Source organism: Agromyces salentinus (genome assembly GCF_009749395.1).
Taxonomy (GTDB): domain Bacteria; phylum Actinomycetota; class Actinomycetes; order Actinomycetales; family Microbacteriaceae; genus Agromyces; species Agromyces salentinus.
Genome location: NZ_WBIR01000001.1, coordinates 1 through 14,379 on the forward strand (window position 1 = coordinate 1; position 14,379 = coordinate 14,379).

The following is a 14,379-nucleotide window of genomic DNA, read 5'->3' on the forward strand; positions in this document are numbered from 1 at the left end:
GTCAGCCGGGCATTAGCGTGAGACAAGAGAGACCTCCGTGCGTTCGAGCTGAAGAACTAGACAGCTCCAACTCGACCCCGGAGGTCTCTCCTACGTCAACAACGATCCGGGTCAGTACACCTAGCGCTGCAGCGCCGGTTCGCGCTCGTCGGCCGCGACGGCGCGCCCGGCGGCGAGTTCGAGCCGCTCCCCCGCCCAGCGACGACGCAGCCACCGATCGTGGCTGGCGATCACGACGGCGCCCGGGTACGTGCCGAGCGCCTCCTCGAGGTCGGTCGCGAGGGCGAGCGAGAGGTGGTTCGTCGGCTCGTCGAGGAGGAACACGTGCGGCGGCCGGGCGATCACGAGCGCCAGGGCCAGCCGGCGCTGCTGACCGACCGAGAGCGCCCCGACCGGGCGGTTCTCGTCGCGCGGGGCGATGAGCCCGAGGCCGGACAGCGGCACCTGCTCGGCACGCCGCTCGCCGAGCGTGCGCTCGTAGATGCGGCGCACCGCGGCATCCGGATCCGCGAAGCGCACGTCCTGCTCGAGCAACTGCACGCGCAGCCCGCGACGGCGCTGCACCGATCCCCGCTCGACGCGGAGCGACCCCGCGAGCACGTTCAGGAGCGTCGACTTGCCCGCCCCGTTCGCGCCCGTCACGAGGAGCCGCGTCAGCGGCGCCACCTGCAACGACGGCACGTCGAGGCGCCCGTCGATCGCGGCATCCGTCACCTGCAGCAGCAGGCCGGACTCCTCCTCGAACGCATGCGACCCCGACGGGATGCCCGCGAACGCGAGCGGCCTCGGCGGCCGCGACACCTGCTCGCGCTCGAGCGTCGCGAGCCGCTGCTCGGCGTTGCGCAGGCGCCTCGACACCGTGCGATCGACGTTTTCGCCCTTGAAGTGCCGGATGAACTTGTCGTTGTCGGTCGCAGCGCGCCCGTGCGCGACCGAGCGGGCGCTGCCGCCCCCGGCGACCTCTGCGCGCAGGCGCGAGAGCTCCTGCTGCTCGGCCTCGTACTGGCGCTGCCAGCGCACCCGCTCGTCGGCCTTCACGGCGAGGAACTCGCTGAACCCGCCGCCGAACACGGTGCCTCCGGATGCCGCGAGCGCGGCCTCACGCGAGCCGCGGCCCTCGCTCGCCCGCCCGCCCGCCCGTTCGCCCGCGACGGCGAGCGCGCCCTGGCGGCCCGGATCGAGGTCGAGGAGGCCCGTCGCCACCCGGTCCAGGAACTCGCGGTCGTGGCTCGCGAAGAGCACCGGGCCCCGCCACGCCCGCAGGCGCGACTCGAGGAACGCCGCCGCGTCGTCGTCGAGGTGGTTCGTCGGCTCGTCGAGGAGCAGGGCGTCGGGTGCGCGCAGCAGCAGCGCGACGAGCGCGAATCGGCTGCGCTGCCCGCCCGACATCTCCTCGATGCGTCGATCGAGGCCGAGGCCCGTGACGCCCAAGCCGTCGAGGAGCTCGTCGCGGCGCGACTCGGCCGACCAGACGTCGGCCCGTTCGGCGGCATCGAGTGCGGCCGAGTACCGGGCGGCGGATGCCGCGGCGAGCGCCTCGTCGCCGGCGACGGCTGGATCGGCGAGTGCGGCCGCGGCCTCGTCGAGCTCGCGCTCGATGGCCCGCACCTCGCGGAGCGCCTGCTCGAGCACCGCGCCGATCAGGTCGTCGGGCGCGAACGGGAGTTCCTGCGCGAGCAGGCCGGTGCGCTCCGGACGGCTGACGCGGCCGTGCGCGAGGAGCGCGGATGCCGCGGGGTCCGGCCGGCTCGCGGCATCCGCTCGCCCTCCGGGGTCCGGTCGGCTGGCGGCATCCGCTCGCTCGACGTCGCGGGGATCGGGTGCGGCGAGCAGGCGCAGCAGCGTGGACTTGCCGACGCCGTTCTCGCCGATGAGGCCGAGGCGCTCGCCTTGGGAGACGGTGAATCCGAGATCGCTGAACACACGACGCTCGGGGTATGCGGCCGACAGTCCGTCGGCGCGGAGGTAGGTGGAGTTCGAGACGTGTACCGGCATGCGGACGCCCTTTCACGAATGCCCCCGGGCCGCCGACGCTGCCACGCCAGAGGCGGCAGGTCGGGCGATGCACCGCCGGAACCGCCGCGTGCGCGCAGCAGCGCCGACGACCCGGGAGCGGAGTGTGAGTCCCGCCGGGCATTGCCGAGATGGGTGCACGCGATCACCGTCGCGATCAGTGGAAGGTGCACACCCGTGGTCTACGGCGCCTCAGGCGCGGGACGATGGGGTGTACTCACTTCATAGCGGAGTCGACGATAGCAGAGCTCGCCGCTGAATGCACGCCCGGGCGTGTCGGATGCCGCGGGTCGCGTGCGATCCGCCGGAATCCCGCTGCCGCGGTGGAGTCCGTGCGGAGCGGGACTCGGCCGCGCGAACGGGATTCCACCGCGGGACGGGCCGGGTCAGGCGGAGAGCTGGAGCGTCTTCGCCGTTGCCGCGGTCGACGCCTCGGCCTTCGCCGGGTCGCCCGAGAGCTTGGTGCCGTAGCTCGGGATCATCTCGCGGAGCTTCGGCTCCCACTCGGCCATGCGGTCGGGGAAGCAGCGTGCGAGCACGTCGAGCATGATCGGCGCGGCCGTCGAGGCTCCGGGCGAGGCGCCGAGGAGGCCCGCGATCGTGCCGTCGGCCCCCGTGATGACCTCGGTGCCGAACTGCAGCACGCCGCCCTTCTCGGGATCCTTCTTCATGACCTGCACGCGCTGGCCGGCCGTGATGAGCTCCCAGTCCTCGGACTTCGCCGTGGGCATGAACTCGCGCAGGACCTGCATCTTCTTCTCGCGCGAGGCCATGAGCTCGGAGACCAGGTACTTCACGAGGTCGAAGTTCTTCAGGCCCACCTGGATCATCGGGCCCAGGTTGTGCAGGCGGATCGAGAACGGCAGGTCGAACCACGTGCTCGTCTTCAGGAACTTGGGCGTGAAGCCCGCATAGGGGCCGAACAGCAGGGCCGTCTCGCCGTCGACGACACGCGTGTCGAGGTGCGGCACCGACATGGGCGGAGCGCCCACGGCGGCCTTGCCGTAGACCTTCGCCTGGTGCTGGGCGACGAGCTTGGGGTTCGTGGTGCGCAGGAACTGGCCAGAGATCGGGAAGCCGCCGAAGCCCTTGATCTCGGGGATGCCCGAGTTCTGCAGGAGGGCGAGTGCGCCGCCGCCGGCGCCGACGAACACGAACCGCGCGTTGACCGACTTCGGCGTGCCGCCGACGAGGTGCTTCAGGCGGAGGTTCCAGGTGCCGTCCTTCAGGCGCTTGAGGCGCGTGACCTGGTGGTTCGTCTGGATCGACGCCCCGTGCTCCTCGAGGTCGGAGAGGAGGTACTTGGTGAGGGCGCCGAAGTCGACGTCGGTGCCGGCGACGATGCGGGTCGCGGCGACCTTCTGCTTCGGGTTGCGCTTCTTCGCGAGGAGCGGGGTCCACTCGGCGATGCGCTCGAGGTCTTCGGAGTACTCCATGTCGGGGAACAGCGGCTGGCCCTCGAGCGCCTCGACGCGCTTCTTCAGGTACTCGATGTTCGCCTTGCCGCGCACGAAGGTCATGTGCGGGGTGGAGTTGATGAAGTTGTGCGGCTCGGGCAGCGAACCCGTCGACACGAGGTGCGCCCAGTACTGGCGGCTGATCTGGAACTGCTCGTTGATCGCGACGGCCTTGTCGGCGCTGACGGTGCCGTCGGCGTTCTCGGGCATGTAGTTCAGCTCGCAGAGGGCGGCGTGACCGGTGCCGGCGTTGTTCCACGCGTTGGAGGACTCCTGCGCGACCTCGCCGAGGCGTTCGTAGACGCGGATCGACCACTCCGGCTGGAGCCTCGAGATGAGGGACCCGAGCGTTGCGCTCATGATGCCCCCGCCGATGAGCACGACGTCGACGGTTTCCTCTGAATTCACGGATTCCAGTGTATGCGCCGTGAGGCACCCTCCCGACCACGTCCGCTCGACGTCGAGACAGTCCCGATCATGGCGCTGACCGGGCATCGAGGGATGCCCCGGAGTGGAGTCAGGCGAGCAGCGCGGCGAGCGCGGGCAGCTGCGCGGGGTCCTCGAGCGCCGAGCCGACGGCGACCGTGCGAGCGCCGGCCTCGAGGAATCCGCTCGCGTTGGTCGCGTCGATGCCGCCGGTGGCGACGAAGCGGGCGCCCGGGAACGGCCCCGCCATGGCCCGGAACCAGCCGGTGCCGAGCAGCGAGGCGGGGAACGCCTTCATCCAGGTCAGGCCGAGCGCCATGGCCGCCTGCACCTCCGACGCGGTGGCGACGCCCGGAAGGCTCGGCATGCCGGCGGCGGTCGAGGCCCGCACGACGTCGGCGTCGAAGCCGGGGCTCACGGTGAAGGCGGCCCCCGCGGATGCCGCGAGCTCGACGTCGCGCGCGGTCAGCACGGTTCCCGCCCCGACGAGGCGCCCGGCGGCGCGGCCGGCCTCGGCGACGGCGGCGAGCGCCGCGACATCCGCCTCGGACTGGATGGGGAGCTCGACCAGATCGATGCCGAGCTCCCAGGCCGCGTGGGCGAGTTCGAGGCTTCGTGCCTCGCCGAGGCCGCGGAAGAGGGCCATGAGCGGCCGACCGGCGAAGAGCTCGTCGAACTCGGCGTTGGAGACGGTGGGCTGGGCCTGGTTCACGGGGTGCCTCTCGGGAAGTCTGCGGTGTCGGCGATCGTGAGCACGGCGCGCGCGTGCCCCGACCGGAGGCGTTCGGCGGCGGGTTCGCCGCGCAGCATGGCGTGGAGGTAGCCCGCCGCGAAGGCGTCGCCCGCCCCGACGAGCTCGACGGCGTCGACGACCAGGGCGGGCACGTGGACACCCTGCGCACCGCCGGCGCCGTCGCCGTGCTCGTAGGAGGTCGCGCCCACCGCGCCGTCCTTGACGACGAGCACCCGCGGGTCGGGAAGCAGGTCGCGCACCTCGTCGGGCGTGGTGGTCCCCCACAACCCCTCGGCCTCGTCGAGTCCGACGAAGACGAGGTCGGCGCGCGCCGCGAGGGCGAGCAGGCGGCGGGCCGCGGCATCCGTGGACGGCCAGAGCGACGGCCGGTGGTTGACGTCGAAGCTCACGGGCACGCCCTCCGCGGCGGCCCGGTCGAGGAGGGCGTCGAGGAGGGCGTCGCAGGAGCCGGAGAGCGCGGCGGTGATGCCCGAGACGTGCACGAGCCGCACGTCGCCGATCGGCAACGAGTCGACGAACTCGGCGGAAAGCCGGGAGGCGGCCGAGCCGGCGCGGTAGTAGAGCACGCCGCGGCCGGGATCCTTGAGGTACAGCCCCGTGGGCGCGGCGGCATCGGACCGCACGAGCGAGACGTCGACGCCGCGCTCGGCGAGCTGGCGGAGGAGGCGGCGTCCGAGTGCGTCGTCCCCCACGGCGCTCGCCCAGGCCGTCGGCGTCCCGAGGGCGGCGAGGTGGGAGGCGACGTTGGACTCCGCCCCGCCCGGGTCGAGGTGGAAGCCCGTCGCCGACTCGAGCGGCTCGGCCAGGGTGGGCGCGACGAGCGCCATCGTCTCGCCGACGGTGAGGACTTCTGGACGCACGGTCACGCCCCTATGCTGAACCCTGTGCAGATACGGTGCAAGCCGGTTGCAATATGTGCAACGGCATCGACGCCAACAGGCGCCGACATCAGTGCCGCCAAAAGGCGCCATCAAAGCGTCATCGGGCGACGCAGAACCGGACCGCGAACCGAGCGAGCCGCGAACGAGCAGGGAGTACCGGATGCCACGTCGAATCGAGGATCTCGCCGACGAGGTGCTCTCGGCCGCCGACACGGGGCTGCCCGCACGCGCCGACGGCCTCACCGTCGCCGAGTTCCTGGCCTCGACCCCGCGCCTCGGCGAGTTCTGGACGCCCCTGACCGTGCTGGACGCCGATGCGCTGCGGCGCAACGCCGAGACGATCCAGGCCTGGGCGGGCGCCCACGGACTCGAGCTCATGCCGCACGGCAAGACGACGATGGCGCCGGCGCTCTGGCGGTTGCAGCTCGATGCGGGCGCCACCGGGCTCACCCTCGCGACGCCCGGCCAGGTGCGCACGGCCCGCGCGTTCGGCGTCGGCTCGATCATGCTCGCCAACGCCCTGGTGGCGCCCGCCGCCCTCGCCTGGATCGCCGGGGAACTCGCTGACCCCGCGTTCGAGTTCTCCTGCTGGGCGGACTCCCTCGAGACCGTCGAGGCGATGGAGCGGGGCCTCGCCGGGGCCGGCCCGCTGCCCCGCCCGATCGACGTGCTCGTCGAACTCGGCGCCCCCGGCGGCCGCACCGGCGCCCGCACCCTCGACGCCGCGCTCGCACTCGTCCAGCGCGTGGCCGACTCCCCCGTGCTGCGCCTGGCGGGCGTCGCCGGGTACGAGGGAAGCCTCGGCCACGACCGCTCGCCGGCCGCGCTCGCCGCCGTGCGGGCGTACCTGTCCGACCTCGTCGAGCTGCGCGCGACGGTGCTCGACGGCGGCCTCGCCACCCAGGCCGGCTTCATCGTCTCGGCGGGCGGCAGCGCCTACCTGGACCTCGTCGCCGAGGTGTTCGCCCCCGCGATCGAAGCGGATGCCGCAGCAGGCCGCGGCACGCGCTGGATCCTCCGCTCGGGCGCTTCCCTCCTCCACGACCAGGGCTTCTACCGCGGCATCTCGCCGCTCGACGCGAGCCGCCTCGGGGGGACCGCCGGGCCCGTGGCCGCCACCACCGCGGGCGCCGCCCCCGGCGCCGCCGACCCCGCCGCCGCCGACCCCGCGCACCGGCCGCTGGTCCCAGCGATGCGCGGCTACGCCCGCGTCGTGTCCCACCCCGAACCGGGCCTCGCGCTGCTCGATGGAGGCAAACGCGACTTCCCGTACGACGAGGGCCTGCCCCTCCCGCTCGGCGCCGCGGCGACGCTCGGCGAGGCGGCGACGACGGCCGTCGAGCCGGAGCGGACGCTGGCCGCGGCATCCGTCACCGCCCTGAACGACCAGCACGCCTTCCTCCGTGCAGACGATGCGGGCACGACCCTGCCGGTCGCCGTCGGCGATGTCGTCTCACTCGGCCTGTCGCATCCGTGCACCGCCTTCGACAAGCGGCGCTGGCTCCCCGTCGTCGAACGGGCCGGGAGCGACGTCGTCGTCGACCTCGTCCGGACGTTCTTCTGATGGCCACGGTCCTTCGCATCATCCGCGACGTCGTGCCGGTCGACGGCGACGCGCACGCAGATGCCGAGCGCGCCGGCGCCGGGCGCTCCGACCCCGTCGACGTCGTGCTCCACGGCGAGCGCATCGCCGCGATCCAGCCCCGCGGCACCACGCCCGTCGGCGACGCCGCACACGTCATCGACGGCGGCGGGCGTCTCCTGCTGCCCGGCTTCGTCGACGCGCATGCGCACGCCGACGGCCGCATCTTCGAGCCCGACGTGCAGCTCGCGCTGCTGCGACAGGGCGTCACCACGGTCATCGGCGGCCAGGACGGCGTGTCGTACGCCCCCGGCGACGGCGCCTACGCGAGCGAGTACTTCGCCGCGATCAACGGGCCGCATCCGAGCTACGCCGGTGGCGGCATCCGCTCGCTCCTCGACTCCTACGACGGCACCACGCCGCTGAACCAGGGCGTGCTGGTGCCCGCGGGCACGGTGCGGGACCTCGTCTGCGGACGGTCGACGGATGCCGCGGGCACCGCCGAGCTCGACGCGATGCGCGCCCTCGTGGCCGATGGCCTCGCCGAGGGCGCGCTCGGGCTGTCAACCGGGCTCGACTACGTGCCGGGCGTGTTCGCCTCGACCGACGAGCTCGCCCGGCTCGCCGAGCCCGTTGCCGCAGCGGGGGCGGTCTACGTGTCGCACATGCGGGGCGGCTACGAGGCGAACTCGGCCGCGGGCATCGACGAGATCGAGGCGATCGCCCGGCACTCGGGCGTGGCCGTGCACGTGTCGCACTTCCACGCCGAGCCGGCCATCGTGCACGTGCTCATGGACGGGCTCGCGGCATCCGGGATCGAGGCGAGCTTCGACGCCTACCCGTACACGCGGGGGTGCTCGATCCTCGCGATGCCGGTGCTGCCCGCCTGGCTCACCGTGCAGCCGACCTCGGACGTGCTGGCCGCCATCACCGACCCCGCCGGACGGCGGCGCCTGCTCGACGGCTGGTTCCCGACCATCGTCGACTACCCGAGCCTCGGTCCCGACTGGCCGAGCATGCTGACCCTCGCGCACGTCGCGGCTCCCGAGTACGCCTGGGCTCATGGCCTCACGATCGGCACCGCTGCGGCCCGGCTCGGCACGAGCCCGGCCGAGTTCGCACTCGACGTGCTCGCCGCCTCGCGACTCGAGGTCAACGTCGTCATGGCCGTGCGATACGCCCGCGACGACGCCGACCTCGCGGAGATCCTCGCGCATCCTCGCGCCCTCGGCGGCTCGGACGGCATCTTCATCGGGGCGCACCCGCACCCCCGGGCGCGCGGCTCGTTCGCGCGGTACCTGCGCCTGCTCGTCGTCGAGCGTGGCGCCATCGGGTGGGCGGATGCCGCGGCCCTCGTATCCACGCGCGCCGCCGACCGGTTCCGCCTCGGCGACCGCGGACGCGTTCGACCCGGCGCCGTCGCGGACCTCGTGCTCGTCGACCCCGCGCGGATCGCCGATCGCGCCACCTACGACCGTCCGCTCGAGCTCGCCGAGGGCATCGACGACGTGCTCGTCGCCGGCGTGCCGGTACTCGCGGGCGGGCGGCTCACCGGGGCGACGCCGGGTCGCGGCATCCGCCGTTCGAATGCTCGCGGTCCGGCCGTGCCGAAGGAGGCCTGACATGTCCCAGTCCGTCACGCGCGCCGCGCACATCATCGACGCGATCGCCGCGGACCCCCGCACCGTCGCGGAGCTCGCCGAGGCGTTCGGGCTGCACCGCTCGACCATGTTCCGCGAGCTGCAGGCCCTCGAGGAGGTGGGCTGGGTGCGCCGACGCGGCACCGGGCGCTACGGCCTCGGCACCCGGCTCGCCGCCCTCTCGAAGGAGGCGCTCGACTCGCTCGACCTGCGCGAGGCCGGGGGCGATCATGTGCGCCGCCTGCAGCGGCGCACCGGCAACACCGTGCACCTCGCCGCCCTCATGGACCGCTCGATCGTCTACGTCGACAAGGCGGAGGACGAATCGGGCGTGCGCATGTACTCGCGCATCGGCAAGGCCGTGATCCCGTACTGCTCGGCGGTCGGCAAGGCGATCCTGGCCAACCTCGACGTCCCGCGCCGCGACGCCGTCCTCGACGGCGTCGTCTGGGAGCGGTTCACCGACCTCACCATCACCACCCGCGAACGCCTCGACGACGAGCTCGTGCGGGTGCGGGCCCGGGGCTGGGCCACCGACGACCGCGAGTTCGAGCCCTACGTCAATTGCCTCGCCGTCCCCATCGAGAGCCCGCTCGGCGTCGTGGGCGCGATCTCGGTGACCGCCGTCCGCGTGGTCGCCGACCTCGACCGGCTGAAGACGTTCCTGCCCGCGCTGCGGGAAGCCGCCGACGCGATCTCGGCCGAGATCTCCTGAACCGCCTCGCCTCGCCCCGCCTCGCCTCGTCTCGACGAACAGACCTACCGACCGACCATCACGAAACCCCACCTGGAGGAACCCATGTCCAAGACCGCCGTCACGCTCTCGAACGCACCCAAGCCCGCCGGCCCGTACAGCCACGGGGTCGTCGCGAACGGCTTCCTCTACACCGCCGGCTTCGGTCCGCAGGACCCGGCGACCGGGCTCGTCGTCGAGGGCGGTGCCGCCGAGCAGACCCGCCAGGTGCTCCGCAACATCGGCGCCGTGCTCGCGGAGTACGGCCTGACGTTCGACGACGTCGTGAAGGTCACCGCCCATCTCGAGGACCTCGCCGACTTCGCCGAGTACAACAAGGCCTACGCCGAGTTCTTCACCGAGCCCTACCCCGTGCGCACCACGGTCGGCTCGCGCCTCGCGAACATCCTCGTCGAGATCGACGTCGTCGCCGCCATTCCCCAGGACTGACGGCCGGCACCTGCCCCGCGAACGACGGATGCCCCGTGGCCGACCGGCCACGGGGCATCCGTTCGTGCTGGGGTGCTAGACCGCCGCGGGGAGTTTCGCCGCGATGAGTTCGGCGATCTGCACGGCGTTCAGCGCCGCGCCCTTGCGCAGGTTGTCGTTCGAGACGAAGAGCACGAGGCCCTTGCCGTCGGCGGCCGACTGGTCCTGGCGGATGCGGCCCACGTAGCTCGGGTCGGAGCCGGCGGCCTGGAGCGGCGTCGGCACGTCGCTGAGGGCGACGCCCGGGGCATCCGACAGCAGCTCGGTGGCGCGCTCGGGCGTGATCGGGTTTGCGAACTCCGCGTGGATCGAGAGCGAGTGACCGGTGAAGACCGGCACGCGCACGCAGGTGCCGGCGACGCGGAGGCCGGGCAGCTCGAGGATCTTGCGGCTCTCGTTGCGGAGCTTCTTCTCCTCGTCGGTCTCGAGGTCGCCGTCGTCGACGATCGAGCCGGCCAGCGGGATCACGTCGAACGCGATCGTGCGCGGGAACTTCTGCGCCTCGGGGAAGTCGACGGCGCTGCCGTCGTGCACGAGCTGGATGGCGTCCTGCGCGACCGCGGCACGCGCCTGCTCGAGCAGCTCCTCGCCGCCCGCGAGCCCGGCACCGGACACGGCCTGGTACGTCGAGACCATGAGGCGCTCGAGGCCCGCCTCGTCGTGCAGCACCTTGAGCACGGGCATGGCCGCCATGGTGGTGCAGTTCGGGTTCGCGATGATGCCCTTGACGGCCTCGTCGATGGCGTGCGGGTTGACCTCGCTCACCACGAGCGGGACCTCGGGGTCCATGCGCCAGCCGCTCGAGTTGTCGACGACCGTGACGCCCGCCGCGGCGAAGCGCGGTGCCTGGGCCTTCGAGAGCGTCGCACCGGCCGAGAAGATCGCGATGTCCAGGCCGCTCGGGTCCGCCGTCGAGGCGTCCTCGATGACGATGTCCTCGCCCTTCCACGGCAGCGTCGAGCCGGCCGACCGCGCCGAGGCGAAGTAGCGGATCGAGGCGACCGGGAAGTCGCGCTCCTCGAGCAGCCGGCGCACGACCGCGCCGACCTGACCGGTGGCGCCGACGACGCCGATGTTCACTCCATGTGCCATGCGTGATTCCCTATCTCTTCGGGCTCGCAGCCTCACCGCGACCCGGACGATCTCATTCAAGTGTGCAGGACGACGGCACCGCTTCAGAACCGAACGCGAGCATTCGTCCTGTTCTGGCAGCTTTCGCCTGATCTGCGGCAGTCGACGGATGCCGCAGGCGGCCCCGGTGCGACGATGCCGCGGCATCCGCTCGCCGGTGCCGGCGTTCGACTCAGCGGCCGGTGCCGCCGTGCACGACCGCATCGACGTCGGAGTCGAGGTCGAAGGCCGTGTGCACCGCGCGCGCCGCGTCGGCGACGCTGTCGGCACGCGTCACGACGGAGATGCGGATCTCGCTGGTGGAGATCATCTCGATGTTGATGCCCGCCTCGTAGAGCGCCTCGAAGAGCTTCGCCGAGACCCCGGTGGCGCTGCGCATGGCGTTGCCGACGAGCGAGAGCTTGCCGATCTGGTCGTCGTACTGCAGCGACTCGAAGCCGATGGAGTCCTTCGCGTTCGCGAGTGCCGTGAGCGCCCGCTCGCCGTCGGCCTTCGGCAGCGTGAAGGAGATGTCGGTGCGACCGGTGGTCGCCGCCGAGACGTTCTGCACGATCACGTCGACGTTCGCGTTCGTGTTGGCCACGATCTTGAAGATCTTCGCGGCGACGCCCGGCTTGTCTGGCACCCCCACCACGGTGATCTTGGCTTCGGACAGGTCGACCGCGACTCCGGCGATGACGGACTCTTCCACAGCTGCTCCTTCGGGAAGACGCGAGGGGTCGTAGACGATCGTCCCCTCGTTGTTGTTGAACGACGAACGCACGTGCAGGGTGACGCCGTGACGGCGGGCGTACTCGACGGCGCGGATGTGCAGGACCTTCGCACCGGATGCCGCGAGCTCGAGCATCTCCTCGCTCGTCACCCGGTCGAGCTTGTGCGCCCGCTTGACCATGCGCGGGTCGGAGGTGAACACGCCGTCGACGTCGGTGTAGATCTCGCAGACGTCGGCGTCGAGCGCGGCCGCGAGCGCGACGGCGGTCGTGTCGCTGCCGCCGCGACCGAGCGTGGTGATGTCGCGCGACTCGCGGCTGAAGCCCTGGAAGCCGGCGACGATGACGACGGCGCCGTCGTCGAGGGCCTCCCGGAGTCGGACCGGCGTGACGTCGACGATGCGCGCAGCGCCGTGCGTGGCATCCGTGATCATGCCGGCCTGGCTGCCGGTGAAGGAGCGCGCCTCGTGCCCCATGCCCCTGATGGCCATCGCGAGCAGCGCCATGGAGATGCGCTCGCCGGCGGAGAGGAGCATGTCGAGTTCGCGCGGCGCCGGGATCGGCGAGACCTCGCCGGCGAGGTCGAGCAGTTCGTCGGTGGTGTCGCCCATCGCGGAGACGGCCACGACCACGTCGTTGCCGGCCTTGCGGGTCTCGACGATGCGCTTGGCCACGCGCTTGATGCTCTCGGCGTCGGCGACGGATGACCCGCCGAACTTCTGCACGATCAAGCTCACGTGGTCTCCAAGGGGTAGGAATGGCGCCGGATTGCACCTCGGAACGCCGGGAATCCCCATCATACGGCGGCGCGTATACGGCGCTCGCAATGTGACGGCGCTAGAGTGCGGGCATGGCTGAGGCGTTGGATCAGTGGTCCGAGTTCAACGTCGCCATGCTCGGCGCGACCGCCGCCCTCGCGGGCCTGCTCATCGTCGCGATGTCGGTGAACATCGAGGCGATCATGAAGTCCGGGACCCTGCCGGCACGCGCAGCGGCCTCGATCGCGACGCTCGTGCTCGCCATCGCGACCACCGCCCTCGCGCTCGCGCCCGGCCAGCCAGGCTGGGCGTTCGGGCTGGAGGTGCTCGCCGCCTCGATCGTGGTCGTCGGCTTCGCGATCCACGCTGCGCGCACGATCTCGCAGGACGAGGTGCACCGGGGCACCGCGCGCGAGCGGTTCGCCAAGTCCGCAGCGGCCCTGCTCGCCCCGTTCGTCTACCTCGCCGGCGGCATCCTCCTGCTCGCCGGCGCCACGACCGCGGGCCTCTGGCTGCTGGCCGTCGGGGCCATCGCGGCGATCGCGACGTCGATCCTGCTCGCGTGGGTCGTGCTCATCGAGGTGCTCCGCTGAGCCGGACGACCTTCCCGTGGATGCCGGGGATCAGCCCTTGTGCCCGCGCGGCATGTACCACTCCGTGAACTCGGTCGCCCGGCCGTCCTCGGCCAGACGGATGATCCAGAGGTTCAGGAAGTCCTCGCGCGCGGGGTAGACCGTGCGCCCCTGCACCAGCACCAGGTCGTCGTGTTCGTGCAGGATGCTCCAGTCGAACGCCCACGTGCCCGGTTCGTCGAGGTCGTCGAGCCAGCCGGCGACGATCGCCTCGTGGCCGACACGAGGCGGCGAGTCGGGGCTCGTCCGGTAGAGGGCGAGCTCGGTGAACAGGGCCGCGATGTCGGCGGGATCGTTGCTCTGCCAAGCCGCGACGTATCCCGAGACCCATTCGGCACCTCGACTGACCGCCATGGACCAAGTCCACTCGACCAGCGTTCGCGCGTCAAGCCCACCCGGCCGGACGTCATCGCCGGTGTCGTCCGCGTCACCGGTGTCGCCGACATTCTTCGGCGGCAGCGCGCCGATCCGGTTCGGCAACCGACATCGGAAGCCGCCGGATGGCGGGCTCTCCCGGCGTCAGCCGCCGGGATCCCGGCCGACAGGCGTCAGCCGACGGGCGTCAGCCGACGGGATTCAGCCGACGACACGTCGCCCCTCGAACGCGCGACCGAGGGTGACCTCGTCGGCGTACTCGAGATCGCCGCCGACGGGCAGGCCCGAGGCGAGCCGGGTGACCCGGATCTCGAGGGTGGTGAGCAGGCGGCTGAGGTAGGTCGCCGTCGCCTCGCCCTCGAGGTTGGGATCGGTCGCGATGATGACCTCGGTGACCGTGCCGTCGGCGAGCCGCTGCATCAACTGTCGGATGCGCAGCTCGTCGGGACCGATGCCGTCGATCGGGCTGATCGCCCCGCCCAGCACGTGGTAGAGGCCACGGAACTCGCGCGTGCGCTCGATGGCGACCACGTCTTTCGCCTCTTCGACGACGCAGATGAGCGCCGGGTCGCGGCGCGGATCGCGGCAGATTCCGCAGGTCTGCTGCTCGGAGACGTTGCCGCAGATCTCGCAGAACCGGACCTTGTCACGCACCTCGCTGAGGATCTCGGCGAGGCGGCTCACGTCGAACTGCTCGGTCTGCACGATGTGGAACGCGATGCGCTGGGCCGACTTCGGACCGATGCCCGGAAGCCTCCCCAGTTCGTCGATGAGTTCTTGGACGATGCCCTCGTACAC

The 14,379-nt window shown here is 72.0% G+C and carries 13 protein-coding genes; 5 read left to right on the plus strand and 8 right to left on the minus strand.

Features of this window, described 5'->3' with window-relative positions:
* Positions 1 to 120: 120 nt before the first annotated feature.
* The 4 genes from GQQ95_RS00005 to GQQ95_RS00020 form a co-directional block, all read right to left on the minus strand.
* The gene (locus GQQ95_RS00005) at positions 121 to 1,995 is read right to left on the minus strand and encodes an ABC-F family ATP-binding cassette domain-containing protein (RefSeq protein ID WP_157425596.1); all 1,875 of its coding nucleotides are present in this window, start codon (positions 1,993 to 1,995) and stop codon (positions 121 to 123) included.
* A 404-nt stretch (positions 1,996 to 2,399) separates the two neighbouring features.
* The gene (locus GQQ95_RS00010) at positions 2,400 to 3,887 is read right to left on the minus strand and encodes a malate:quinone oxidoreductase (RefSeq protein WP_425482543.1); all 1,488 of its coding nucleotides are present in this window, start codon (positions 3,885 to 3,887) and stop codon (positions 2,400 to 2,402) included.
* Positions 3,888 to 3,987: 100 nt separating this feature from the next.
* Positions 3,988 to 4,608 (minus strand): bifunctional 4-hydroxy-2-oxoglutarate aldolase/2-dehydro-3-deoxy-phosphogluconate aldolase, encoded by a 621-nt coding sequence (locus tag GQQ95_RS00015; RefSeq protein WP_246205110.1) that lies wholly within the window; start codon positions 4,606 to 4,608, stop codon positions 3,988 to 3,990.
* On the minus strand, positions 4,605 to 5,516 hold the full coding sequence (locus GQQ95_RS00020; RefSeq protein ID WP_246205111.1) for a sugar kinase: 912 nt from the start codon (positions 5,514 to 5,516) through the stop codon (positions 4,605 to 4,607). The genes GQQ95_RS00015 and GQQ95_RS00020 overlap by 4 nt, the downstream gene beginning before the upstream one ends.
* Before the next feature lie 175 nt (positions 5,517 to 5,691).
* On the opposite strand from GQQ95_RS00020, the gene GQQ95_RS00025 reads away from it, so the two are divergent.
* From GQQ95_RS00025 to GQQ95_RS00040, 4 genes are all read left to right on the plus strand, one after another.
* Positions 5,692 to 7,095, plus strand: a complete 1,404-nt coding sequence (locus tag GQQ95_RS00025) for a type III PLP-dependent enzyme domain-containing protein (RefSeq protein ID WP_157425599.1) — start codon at positions 5,692 to 5,694, stop codon at positions 7,093 to 7,095.
* Positions 7,095 to 8,735 carry an N-acyl-D-amino-acid deacylase family protein gene (locus GQQ95_RS00030; RefSeq protein WP_157425600.1) on the plus strand — a complete coding sequence of 547 codons (1,641 nt, stop codon included), beginning with the start codon at positions 7,095 to 7,097 and terminating at the stop codon, positions 8,733 to 8,735. Before GQQ95_RS00025 ends, GQQ95_RS00030 begins: the two co-directional genes overlap by 1 nt.
* A 1-nt stretch (position 8,736) precedes the next feature.
* Positions 8,737 to 9,468: an IclR family transcriptional regulator gene (locus tag GQQ95_RS00035; protein WP_170296912.1), complete on the plus strand. Its 732-nt coding sequence runs from the start codon at positions 8,737 to 8,739 to the stop codon at positions 9,466 to 9,468.
* A gap of 84 nt (positions 9,469 to 9,552) precedes the next feature.
* Complete coding sequence (locus GQQ95_RS00040) at positions 9,553 to 9,936, plus strand: RidA family protein (protein ID WP_157425602.1); 384 nt, start codon at positions 9,553 to 9,555, stop codon at positions 9,934 to 9,936.
* A 75-nt stretch (positions 9,937 to 10,011) separates the two neighbouring features.
* Here GQQ95_RS00040 and GQQ95_RS00045 read toward each other — a convergent pair whose 3' ends face one another.
* Together GQQ95_RS00045 and GQQ95_RS00050 are read right to left on the minus strand one after the other, a co-directional pair.
* Complete coding sequence (locus GQQ95_RS00045; protein WP_157425603.1) at positions 10,012 to 11,067, minus strand: aspartate-semialdehyde dehydrogenase; 1,056 nt, start codon at positions 11,065 to 11,067, stop codon at positions 10,012 to 10,014.
* Between the two features lie 211 nt (positions 11,068 to 11,278).
* Complete coding sequence (locus GQQ95_RS00050; RefSeq protein WP_157425604.1) at positions 11,279 to 12,553, minus strand: aspartate kinase; 1,275 nt, start codon at positions 12,551 to 12,553, stop codon at positions 11,279 to 11,281.
* Positions 12,554 to 12,666: 113 nt separating this feature from the next.
* On the opposite strand from GQQ95_RS00050, the gene GQQ95_RS00055 reads away from it, so the two are divergent.
* Positions 12,667 to 13,167: a hypothetical protein gene (locus GQQ95_RS00055; RefSeq protein WP_157425605.1), complete on the plus strand. Its 501-nt coding sequence runs from the start codon at positions 12,667 to 12,669 to the stop codon at positions 13,165 to 13,167.
* 30 nt (positions 13,168 to 13,197) lie between these two features.
* On the opposite strand, the gene GQQ95_RS00060 is transcribed toward GQQ95_RS00055, so the two are convergent.
* Positions 13,198 to 13,560, minus strand: coding sequence for a nuclear transport factor 2 family protein (locus tag GQQ95_RS00060; RefSeq protein ID WP_157425606.1), 363 nt, complete (start codon positions 13,558 to 13,560; stop codon positions 13,198 to 13,200).
* A 222-nt stretch (positions 13,561 to 13,782) separates the two neighbouring features.
* Complete coding sequence (gene recR, locus GQQ95_RS00065; RefSeq protein ID WP_157425607.1) at positions 13,783 to 14,379, minus strand: recombination mediator RecR; 597 nt, start codon at positions 14,377 to 14,379, stop codon at positions 13,783 to 13,785.